Origin of the sequence: Candidatus Xenohaliotis californiensis (genome assembly GCF_963930935.1) — a bacterium.
Lineage (GTDB): Bacteria > Pseudomonadota > Alphaproteobacteria > Rickettsiales > CAWVOK01 > Xenohaliotis > Xenohaliotis californiensis.
Window position 1 is genome coordinate 55,969 of record NZ_CAWVOK010000009.1, and the last position, 11,656, is coordinate 67,624.

Consider the following 11,656-nt stretch of genomic DNA (forward strand, 5'->3'; position numbering starts at 1 on the left):
ATGAAATTCTTTTAGGAAAAGGTAAAATATTTAAATTAGAAGTTGATAATTATGCAAGGAATTAATTTCAAAAATATAAATTTATGTAAGATTAATAATATAAATCAGATTTTGATAAAACTGTAGATGAAATTAACCAAGAAAATACTCCAAAAGAAAAAAATTAACCCAACAGAAAGTTTTTTATGGTGGTTTTTTAATAAATTAAAAAAAGAAAAAAGCATTAAACCTTAATCTAGATAATGAAAATTAAAAATGTTTATTGAGTGTATTATCATATACAATTTTAACTCATATAAGTGATTATTAATAATTAATTTGTTGATTGATATAATGTTCGTTTTTATAAGCATATAGAAGATTTATTTAGTACCTGCATTATGTTTTTTGGTACAATCATGGTGTTATAATGTTCGTTTTTATAGATTGACTAATTATGCCCAAAAGAAATGATATAAGTTCTGTGCTAGTGATTGGCTCTGGTCCTGTTGTCATAGGTCAGGCTGCTGAGTTTGATTATTCAGGAACACAAGCATGTAATGCACTTAAAGAAGAAAATGTTAAAACTATTTTAGTTAATTCTAATCTTGCTAGCATCATGACTGATCCTAGTTTGGCAGATAGGACTTATATGGAGCCAATTACACCAAGCTTTGTTAAAAAGATTATTGATATTGAAAAACCTGATGCTATATTACCTATCGTTGGTGGGCAAACCGCTCTTAATTGTGCATTGCAATTACAGGATGTCTTTCAGGAATATGGAGTAGAAGTTTTGGGCTCAAGTCTGGATGCTATTAAGCGTGCAGAAGATAGGAAGGAGTTTGCCAAGATTGTGCATAGTATTGGTTTAAAAACTCCAAAAAGTAATATGATTTCAAGTATGGATGAAGCATTATCTTTGATGGGGAAGATAGATTTTCCAATAATTGTTCGCTCATCTTTTACATTAAGTGGTTTTGGGGGTGGAATAGCTTATAGTGCAGCAGAGTTTAAAGAGATAGTACAACAAGCTTTTAGTGCTAGTGGTGGAGCCTCAATACAAATTGATCAGTCTTTGATTGGCTGGAAAGAGTTTGAGATGGAGGTTATAAAAGATATTGACAACAATCATGTATTGATTTGTGCTATAGAGAATATTGATCCAATGGGTGTGCACACAGGAGATAGCATAACTGTTGCACCAGCTATGACATTAACTGATAAGGAATATCAGAAAATGCGTGATGCATCTTTTGCAATTATGGATGCTGTGGGTATGAGTGCAGGTGGTGCAAATGTTCAGTTTGCTGTAAATCCAGTAGATGGAACAATGCTTGTAATAGAGATGAATCCAAGAGTTTCTAGATCATCAGCATTGGCATCTAAAGCTACTGGATATCCTATTGCCAAGATTACAACTAAGTTGGCATTGGGCTATAGGTTGCATGAGTTGAGAAATGACTGTTCTGGTCTTAGTGCTTGTTTAGAGCCATCACTTGATTATGTGGCTGTTAAGGTGCCAAAATTTGATTTTGCAAAGTTCCCAGGTATTAAACCCAGACTGTCTACTGCTATGTATGCAATTGGTGAAGCAATGGCATTTGGGCGTAATTTTGCAGAAGCACTACAAAAGGCAATGATGTCTCTGAGTGAGTGGCTAGATGGATTAAGTGAGATTGCTCCATTTTTTCTAGATAAGGATATCTGGAGATCTAGTGCTTTGTTTATAAATAGAGAAATAAGAAAGTTGTTCCCAAATTATTGTTCTTATTGGTTTGCTCAAGCTATATCATATGATGATTCTAATAAGGTGCAATTAGATGCAGCAGTAGCAAAGTTAGAGAGTCTTGTTGAGGAGGAATTACCTCAGCCTACACCATGGCAATTAAGAATTATTGCTGATGCTTTGCGTCTTGGAAAGACAGTTGATTATATAGTAAAAGTTACAAAATATGATCATTGGTTTGTTGATCGCATAAATGAAATAATAAAAGCTGAAACTGATTTTTCTCATTGTATTAAAGATTACCTTAATGATAAAAAGGCTTCTAGTGATAAGAAATTGAATTTAGCAGATTATTTTAGTGATAACCTTATTATCTCTATGAGAAGAATGGGTTTTTCTTTTGCTAGGATTAAACATTTGTGCATACTGTTTGACAGTGAAGAAGATCAAAAGGCTTTATTTGATCATATTAAGTCTATTAAACCAGTTTTTAAGGCTGTGGATAGCTGTGCTGCAGAGTTTGCACTAAATGGCAGTGAATCTAGAGCATCTTATTTGTATAGTTGTTATGAATATCCTCAATATTTCCTGCAAGGTTTAGAGGGCAGTGCTGATGTGAGAATGGTAGAATGTGAGAGTAAACCACTTGAAGGTAAAAAGGTCATTATTTTAGGTAGTGGGCCTAATAAAATAGGTCAAGGTATTGAATTTGATTATTCTTGTGTGCATGCATGTCAGGCAGCAAGGAAAATGGGCATTAAGGCTATTATGTTTAACTGCAATCCAGAAACTTTATCAACTGATTATCATATATCTGACAGGCTTTATTTTGAGCCTCTCACTATTGAGCATCTTAGCCATATTGTAGAGAAAGAGAAGGAGTCTGGTGAGTTGCTTGGCATTATTGCTCAATTTGGTGGACAAAGGGCATTAAATCTTATGATGAAGAATTATTCTAAGTATAAGGGTCTTTGGTTGGGCACAGATTTTGCCTCGCTTTCTAGTTGTGAGGATAGATCTATTTTTCATTTGTTGTTAATCAGCTTAAGGTTACAACAGCCAAAAAGTCGATATAATACAGCAAAAGTTGATTATAATTCCCGTACAAAGGCTTGGGGAAGGTTATTCTTTGAAAAGACTAAGATTTCTCATAAAATAAAAGGATTATTGAAAAGAGAATATTATTTTAGATTTTGTGAGAACTTATCTATTAAGTTGATGTATGACTTGAGTTCTACTTTTACTTTAAAGCATAATATTTCTTTAAGAGATGATTCCAAGTCATTTTTGGATAATCAAAGTATTGTATACCTTATGAGTTATTGTGTTGATAAGCCTAAACTTCTAAGAAGAATCAAATCAGTTAAAAGTGATGGTTTGTTAGAAAATAAAGAAAATTGCCCAGAGATAGAACACATACAATCCATGGTGTATGGTTTAGATAAATTTCACAATAAAGCTGCTACACATATACAAGAAAAACTTGTTGAGATTGCTGAATATCTTATGTGGAATGAGCAAAGAAAGGAAGAGATTAAACTTATTGAAGAATTACGCAATAAAGCATCAGATTGTCTATTTACTATAAATAGGTATTTTAGAAATGGCAAATTGATTCTAGAATCAACAGATGCCTCAATGGATTGTGTGGCAAATGACACACCAATATTAGCAATAGATAAAACAGAGCAATATGAGAAGATTAATTCTGAGATAGCAAAGATTAAGGATTATATTAGCAGTATTGGTTCTGGTTTACGTAAGTTTTTTGAAGAAAATGATACTACAGTGCATATTGATGATTTCAAGTTTGGTTTATGTAAGGAATTTATAAAAATTGAATTCAAAGTCCTAGAAGATTTGATTAATAAAGAATGTGCTAAAATTAAAGATGTAGATTGCAGAAAGCAAAAGAGATTAGATGCCTTTTTTATGAGTCCAATTAGCAAAATAGATCAAAATGTTAGTCATATTTTACATAAATGTGAGCTCTTGCATGAAAAATGTGATGAAATACGTACAATAGTCTCCGCAGGATATGGATTTGTTCCTTATGGTTGTAAAGAGATGTTGGAAGATTCTTATAGAGATGTAACTACCTGCTTAAGTGGTATGATAGATGTTACAGAGAATAATAAGGAGTTATGCCTTAGATATAAGGAAATATCTGATGAATTGCACCATGATGAATATCTTTATACTAAATATTCCACTTATGAGGCAATATATAATAAACTGGCTAAGGATGCTGAAGAAATAGGTTTTCCAGTTTTATTGCGACCATCTAGTGTCTTGGGTGGCCAAGGAATGCGGATAATCTATAGCACAGATGAATTAAAGGAATATGTGAGAGATATACTAAATGATAATGGTGGTGCTTGGGTTGGTGGGATATCTGTGGATGAGTTTCTGGATAAGGCATGTGAGGTGGATGTTGATGCATTGGGTGATGGTGATGATGTTAAAGTTGTGGGCATTATGGAACACATAGAAAGTGCTGGTGTGCACTCTGGTGACTCTGTATGTTCATTACCACCACATTCATTACCTGATTATACAGTGAAGGAGATTGAGCGCCAAGTTGTTCTGTTAGGCAAGAAACTTCATATTAAGGGACTGCTTAATGTGCAGTTTGCTATTAAGGATGGTACTATTTATATACTTGAAGCCAATCCAAGAGCTAGTCGCACACTGCCATTTGTTGCAAAAGTGTTAGGTTTTCCAGTAGCAGATGCTGCAACTGAGTTGATGCTGGGGAAAAAACTTTCTGAACTCAGTATCCCAAATTTTTTGCACTCAAAAATCCATGCCTTTAAGATGCCTATTTTTCCATTTAACCGTTTTCCTAATGTCAATCCTGTCTTGTCTCCTACAATGAAATCAACAGGCGAAGGAATAGGCATGGATAAGAATATGTATGCAGCACTACTGAAGTCTTATATGTCTGCTGGTGTAAAATTTCCAGTTAAAGGTGATGCTGTTTTTCTCTCTGTGCGTGATAGTGATAAAACTCAGGATATTGTTGAAATAGCTGACAGCTTTATAAAGTTTGACTGTAAGGTTTTAGCTACTCAAGGTACTAAAAATTATTTAGATTCATGTGGCATAAAAAATGTTACAGCTGTGCAGAAGGTTAGTGAAGGCAGATCAAATATTGCAGATCTTTTGTTAGATGGGAAGGTAAGCTATGTATTAAATACAACTAATAACTATGCAAGTATTGTTGGTGATAAAAGTGTACGCTGGATTATGGTAAAAAAAAATATAGCATATCATACTACAATTGAGGCTTCTAAATTTTTTGTTAAATCATTATTAAAAGTTGTCAATTTTGATTATTCAGTAATGGCATTGCAGGATGTTTAGTATGCTAATGCTATAGTTTATTTATGCTTATTCTAGTATAGAAATATTTAGATTACTTGCTGGGTTTGTTTGAAATTATTAATTTGGTTTAATATATACTAGCATTCTGCAGCTATAATAATGACATGCAACCAAAGTTGTGGATCAAATTATTTACACTTGCTAGTGGATATTATGAGATTTATTCTGTTATTATTTCATAATTTAATATATAGTTAATCTTTTTATTTCTATATGGATTACCATGATTAACACAGCTGATATAGAGAAAAATATTGTATTATCCAATGATACTGGATCTTATAATGCGTGTGTTGTTGCAGTGCCAAAATGCACATATGGTGGTTTTATGGTTCCACTTGAGAATATTGAATCTCAGTTAGATAATGTTTTCTTTGCTGAGCATGATATATATTTTATTGGTAATGATTTTCATTTTACAATTTGTAGTGAAGGTAATGCTGTTTTTGATATTTTTAGCAATACACTGTTTGTATCTGGTAGAGACTATAGTGGTGAGTTTGAATCTTTTTGTATTGACTTCCATTCTCTTGAAGCAGTTGAGAGTAGTGACTCAAGTGCTTTGTTTGCATGGTAATATTGGGTTGTTATTTTTATAGCCAGTAGTTTATATTTTAAATATCTACTTTGATAAAATTGAGTAATAAGTTTATTTTTTGCTAATTATATGCTATGTATGAGTGGTTCTATTAAATTAATGAGAGTATATTATGAATGATATAGAAAATTTAGATCAGAGTTTTTCTTTGCATGATTGTAAAGGATATCATAATGTTATTATTACTTCATTTGAGAATGATGACTTGTCTGATGGGCAAATTTTACAATATGATGATATAGTGACAATTGATAGTGAATATTTCACTACACATACTGTATCATTTGCTGGTGATGATTTGTTATACCAGTTATCTGGTGATGTTTTTGTGCATCATATTGAAATTTTTTCTATATCTGATGCAGTATTTATATCTGGAAATGATCAGGATACTGGAATGTCTGATGCATTTTTTATTGATCTATTATAAATCTAGCTAAATTTTAATGTGTAATTCTTGCCTTGCAAGCAAAAAGTAAGAATTATACATTGTTCTTTATTCATAATTATTTTATATTTAGCATAGCTTTTTATGCTAGCAACAAAGTGTTTGTTAACATTTTATTAATTTGAATTACTATATTTTATTTTTATTTGTTTTGATATACTAATAATGTCTTACCACAAACTTTTATTGGTTAGATCTAAGGAAAAAGATGAATTATAATATCTATGTAAAGCAAATAGACTGTCAAGTAATATATTAGCATTTATATTAATTTTTTATCAAATATTTTTTTGATGGATTCTCTATTTTTTGTTTATGAAAAGTTTGAATTTTTATCAATCAGCATTAAACACTCCATGAAAATTTTTGATTTGGCTATAGATGAGTAGTGCTAAAAAATCAGTTGATTAAAAAATTAAAATATTTTCAATTTTTAGAAATTAGAAAGAAGTTATATCATAATTATAAAGCATGCTATCACTATTTGCAGAGACAACATCCTATAATTTTGTAAAATTTAAAATGAGCCTATAAAGCAAGAAATCTTTACTACAAAGGTGAAATATTTAGCAATGAGGGCAAATCATATACCAAAAAATTAAAACACATATTTTTTATAAAACTAAAGTTAATTTTACCAGCAATAAAAGGAGTATAGTAAACTTGCAGGAAAGTATTTGTTAAAAATTTTAACAACCAGCATGCAATATTATATCAAAAATTTTGATAAATGGTTCTGTGCAATGAATAGAATAATTAACTATGCAAGATTTGACTGAGAATGTTGGTTTTTCACTTTTTTCCCTGTCTTCTTTTATGACGTGGATTTTTTTTGCATATAACATATAAGCGTTGTCCTCGTTTTACAATTTGACAACCAGGGATTTTGGCAGATGATTTTAGAGAGCTTCTAATTTTCATTGGATCAAAATAAACAAAATATTTAATGATAAATTATAACATAAAGATGTCCAGCTGCAAACTAATTATAGTGTTATTGTTGATTTAGTAATTGATTTATCCTTTTTAAGGTAATGGATATTTTAATATAATATATAATTATTTGTTAAATATTTTGACATGTTGTTAGTTGAGATTGTTGACATATAGTATAAATTTTGTTAAAGTTTATATTTAATACTCTTTTCATCGCAAATTGTTTGTTTATGGCAAAAAAGAATACTGTATTAATAAGATTTTTGAGTACAGCAGAGACTGGTTTTTTTTATGTGCATAAAAAAAATCCTAAAAAAACATTGAAGAAACTATCATTTCGCAAGTATGACCCACGTGTACGTAAGCATGTGGTTTTTAATGAGGCTAAGATTAAATAGCTGTCAGCAGGTGTATAGATAGATGTGATTGATTCTGAACATTGTAAAATTTTTGGCTCTAATAGTACTGTTATTAGAAGGCTTTTTGCAGATATAGAGGGTGGTGTGCCATTTATATTATGGCAATATAATTTTTATTGCATTTCTACAGTTGTTGAATTTTTAGCAAACAATACCTTATCTTTTCTACTGAAGCTTGGTAGAGCATATATAACCATTACACATGAAAGAGCACAGTATTTAGGCTTAAAATGCAATGATAATAATGCATTACGTTATTTTCTTGACAACTGTTTTTGTACAATCTCTAACATAAAGAAAATTGCTGGCATTAGTTATGATAAATATAATTTTGATAAAAGAAAATTTGATATTGCAAATTCATTAGACTGTCAATCCTTAGATGTATTACGTTTTTTAAGAATACTGCCCTCTTTGTTGTCAGTGCCAATAACAGCTGAAGATGCTAAAAATCTGCAGAGAATATATGGTATAAATAAAGTAAACATAGATGATGTTAAGTTATATATTACAGAGCAAGAAAAACTTAGATTGGTATCTAAGGCCAATATATTTATTAAGCATAATGATGTTGTGCATAAAGCAAGGTTATATAATTTTTGTTTTGGTTACTTGGAGCACCAAGTAATTATAGTTGGTAATCCTGTAAGAAGTGCAATGCCATTGGTGCGTATTCATTCATCATGTTATACTGGCGATGTTTTGCAAAGTGTATTATGTGACTGTGGTGATCAATTACATCATGCACTTGGGCTTATGACTACAGAGGAAAAGGGTGGTATTATTTTTTATTTAAATCAAGAGGGTCGTGGTATAGGGCTTTTTAATAAGTTGCGTGCATATGAGCTTCAGCATTCAGGCAAGGATACTATAGAGGCAAATAATGCACTTGGTTTTCGCTCCGATGAGCGTAATTTTAATGTTTTAAAGCCAATGTTTGACTATTTAGGAATTTCACAATGCCAGTTAATTACTAATAATCCATTAAAAGAAAGGGCATTGAATGCTATGGGGATTAAAATTTCTCAAATTGTACCTAGCTGTTTTTTACCTACTCAGTATAATGATAGCTATATGGAAGCAAAGATTAAAAAGATGGGTCATTTGGCATTCTAGTTACATAGATTGTGAAGTTTGCTAATTTAAGATGCTTGAAATAGAAACATTTTGGCTGTGTGTATAGCTGAGTTGTTGGTTTGTAATATTTAATAATTATTAAGCAGATTATATTGCTATAGTAAGAAAGCCAATGTTTTGTTTTTTGCTGATTAAATATGGCAATAATTGCCAGATAAAGTCAGCAAGAAAGAATTATTAGAATTGGTTCATGGACTAAATAAATATTATCATTAGTTTTTAGTGTTTTATTTGCCATAATTGTTTAAAGCAGTTTTATTTTAACCAAAAGAACAGTTTGTGATTAATAGCAAGAGCTGTGTTGTCAGAATGTGATAGATGGGTAGTTAGAAATTAGTGTTATATGCTTGATTGCAGTGTGTGTATTGATTGTATTTAATATTGTTGCAATAGATTCATAGTTGACAATAAAATTTATGACTATTTATATTCCATTGAATTTTATTACATATAGCAATGAATGACTAAGATCTATTGCATTTAATGCTAGAAAATTGAATGCTGAAATGGTTAAGTCTTATTCTGAATATATTGCTGAATATGAAAATGTGGATATGATTAAAGTTTTTTCAAAGGTAGAGAAGCTTTCACAAATATTGTTATGTTTAATATCTTAGAAGTTGGCGAGATAAGACTCGATAGATTTCTGTATAGCAATATACAACAGAATTCTCTTATATTTACATATAAATTAGACATTAATTGTCTATGTATCTCTCATAATATGAATCAAAGAATATTTATGGTTTAAAAATACATTGATTGATTCATTTAGTGATAGCAATAGAGGAAGATTTAGATTATTTAATTATGCAGACTGTTTATTTTTTGAAAATTATGGTGTGAGATATGATCTACAGTGAGTTCTTGATCATTTGATTAATTATGCAAAAATATTTTAATGAAAAACAGAAAAATTTTTACAATAAGTGCTATTTTTTTATGAGTTATAAATTTAAAGATACTGTTTATATAATTTTTTATTAAATGAAGAAATGATAAATGAGTTTTGGTGGATCATGGCAGTTATCTCAATTTCCATTGTAATGGAAATTGAATGCAGTATTAATTAACAATAAGTATATGATATTTTGTAGATTTTTGGTAATTGCTGAGTAATGGCTAGTATTATTAAAGAAATTGGAATTTTTATTAGATCAAAAATTTTCTCACTAGTTGCTGTGAGCATTAATGTGATAAGATAATTTCCAAAATTTTTGTTAGATCTTCTTATTTATTAGCAAGGTGTTGTGATACTTAGTAAGCTTTGGCTATTGTTTTTTTTTTTACTATCATGTGGTATCTTAATTGGATTGTTTTTATCAATAAAATAAGATGTATTTAAACAAAACTGCTGTTATTTATGCCATAGATAGTTGCGTGACTCAGTCAGCAAAGAGAGAAAAAAAATGGGTGTTAAAATTTTTACCTATAAATGTTGAGGAAAAAGGTGGTTTAATGAACTGGGCTGGTGGTGGTGAGGTGCAGTGTCAGGTGTCTATTATATTTTACTCACTTAATAATGCATTAGAGTTTGTTAATACTAATAATATATCATATACTATAATTAGTGATAGTATTAATCCAGCTGCAGATTATGGCAAACCTTATTCTGATAATTTTAGAATTTAATGACTGATTAAACGTTAGATGTTGTTTGCTATGAGTTGATAGCTATATTATCTAAATCTAGTGCTGCCTCATGTAATATTTCTGAAAGCGTTGGATGTGCAAATATAGTGCGTTGAATGCTTATGTCTATTGCCTCAGTGCTTTTTGCTACTACATATGCATGTATGATTTCTGTTGCATTATCACCTATAATATGAGCACCAAGTATTTCACCGGTTTTAGCATCTGAAATTATTTTTGTCATACCAACAGTTTCATTCGTTGCAACTGCCTTACCATTTGCTTTGTAATAGAAGTGACCTACCTTAATGTTACACTTCTTCTCCCTAAGAGCACTTTCCGTTAGACCAACTGATGCAATTTGTGGATGTGCATATATGCACATTGGTACTTCCTCATCATTTGTTTTATAGCAATTCAATCCAGCTATGCCTTCAATGCATGAAATAGCATCATGTGCAGCTTTGTGTGCTAAACATATTCCTCCAGTTACATCTCCTATAGCATATATATTTGGTACTGAGGTTTGATAGTTTCTATCTATAACAATTTTACTATGCTCAGTTTCAACTCCTATTTCATCTAATCCAAGATCTTTAGTATTTGCTTCTACTCCTACTGCTATGAGTATTTTTTCAAATGATTGTTGCTCATTGTTAATTGTAGTATGTACTTGATTGTTTATTATATCAATTTTTGATACAGATGTAGATGTATATATATTTATACCACGTTTTTCTAATGCACTATGCATTATTTTTCCTAGTTCTTTATCAATTCCTGGCAATATTGCTGGTTGTTTTTCTACAATAGTTACATTAGTGTCAAATGTGTTGTAAAAGTCTGCAAATTCTATGCCAATTGCACCAGAGCCAATAATAAGAAGTGACTTAGGCTGTACATTAGGTGACATTGCATGCTTATAATTCCATATTGTATCACCATTAAATTCCATGCCTGGAATTGCACGAGGTGATGCTCCAGTTGCAATAACTATATTTTTAGCTATAAATTTTTTTTGTTCTGCATTTGGTGCATTAACTAAGATCTCATTTTTACTAATTAATTTTGCTTTACCAATAATAGTGGTTATCTTATTTTTTTTCATTAAATATGATACACCTTTTGCTAGTTGGTTAGCAGAGTCTCGTGATTTGGCAATAATTTTTTTGAAGTCAAAGCCAATATTTTGTGCCATTATTCCAAAGTTATGTGCATTTTCTATATTGCGATAAACTTCTGCTGCTTTAAGTAGTGATTTGGTTGGAATACATCCCCAGTTTAAGCATATACCACCTAATTCACTTTGCTCAATTATGGCTGTCTTCATACCCATTTGGCTGCTTCGTATTGCTGCAGTGTATCCACCTGGTCCACTACCTATTACTATA

8 protein-coding genes are annotated in these 11,656 nt (G+C 30.6%); 6 read left to right on the forward strand and 2 right to left on the reverse strand.

What is annotated here, in order from left to right; genetic code table 11:
• The first annotated feature begins 436 nt into the window (after positions 1-436).
• The 3 genes from carB (at position 437) to AABI72_RS01265 (ending at position 6,123) form a co-directional block, all read left to right on the forward strand.
• Positions 437-5,074 (forward strand): carbamoyl-phosphate synthase large subunit, encoded by a 4,638-nt coding sequence (carB, locus tag AABI72_RS01255; protein ID WP_338363654.1) that lies wholly within the window; start codon positions 437-439, stop codon positions 5,072-5,074.
• 244 nt (positions 5,075-5,318) lie between these two features.
• Complete coding sequence (locus AABI72_RS01260; protein ID WP_338363655.1) at positions 5,319-5,672, forward strand: hypothetical protein; 354 nt, start codon at positions 5,319-5,321, stop codon at positions 5,670-5,672.
• Positions 5,673-5,805: 133 nt separating this feature from the next.
• On the forward strand, positions 5,806-6,123 hold the full coding sequence (locus tag AABI72_RS01265; RefSeq protein ID WP_338363656.1) for a hypothetical protein: 318 nt from the start codon (positions 5,806-5,808) through the stop codon (positions 6,121-6,123).
• An 810-nt stretch (positions 6,124-6,933) separates the two neighbouring features.
• On the opposite strand, the gene rpmJ is transcribed toward AABI72_RS01265, so the two are convergent.
• Positions 6,934-7,062, reverse strand: a complete 129-nt coding sequence (rpmJ, locus tag AABI72_RS01270; RefSeq protein WP_338363657.1) for a 50S ribosomal protein L36 — start codon at positions 7,060-7,062, stop codon at positions 6,934-6,936.
• A 245-nt stretch (positions 7,063-7,307) separates the two neighbouring features.
• On the opposite strand from rpmJ, the gene rpmG reads away from it, so the two are divergent.
• The 3 genes from rpmG (at position 7,308) to AABI72_RS01285 (ending at position 10,265) form a co-directional block, all read left to right on the forward strand.
• Positions 7,308-7,475, forward strand: a complete 168-nt coding sequence (rpmG, locus tag AABI72_RS01275; RefSeq protein ID WP_338363658.1) for a 50S ribosomal protein L33 — start codon at positions 7,308-7,310, stop codon at positions 7,473-7,475.
• Between the two features lie 24 nt (positions 7,476-7,499).
• Positions 7,500-8,612, forward strand: coding sequence for a GTP cyclohydrolase II RibA (ribA, locus tag AABI72_RS01280; RefSeq protein ID WP_338363659.1), 1,113 nt, complete (start codon positions 7,500-7,502; stop codon positions 8,610-8,612).
• Between the two features lie 1,356 nt (positions 8,613-9,968).
• Positions 9,969-10,265, forward strand: a complete 297-nt coding sequence (locus AABI72_RS01285) for an NADH dehydrogenase ubiquinone Fe-S protein 4 (protein WP_338363660.1) — start codon at positions 9,969-9,971, stop codon at positions 10,263-10,265.
• Positions 10,266-10,293: 28 nt separating this feature from the next.
• Here the strand turns inward: AABI72_RS01285 and lpdA are convergent.
• Positions 10,294-11,656, reverse strand: a 1,363-nt coding sequence (gene lpdA, locus AABI72_RS01290) for a dihydrolipoyl dehydrogenase (RefSeq protein ID WP_338363661.1), incomplete at its 5' end; no start/stop codon positions are given.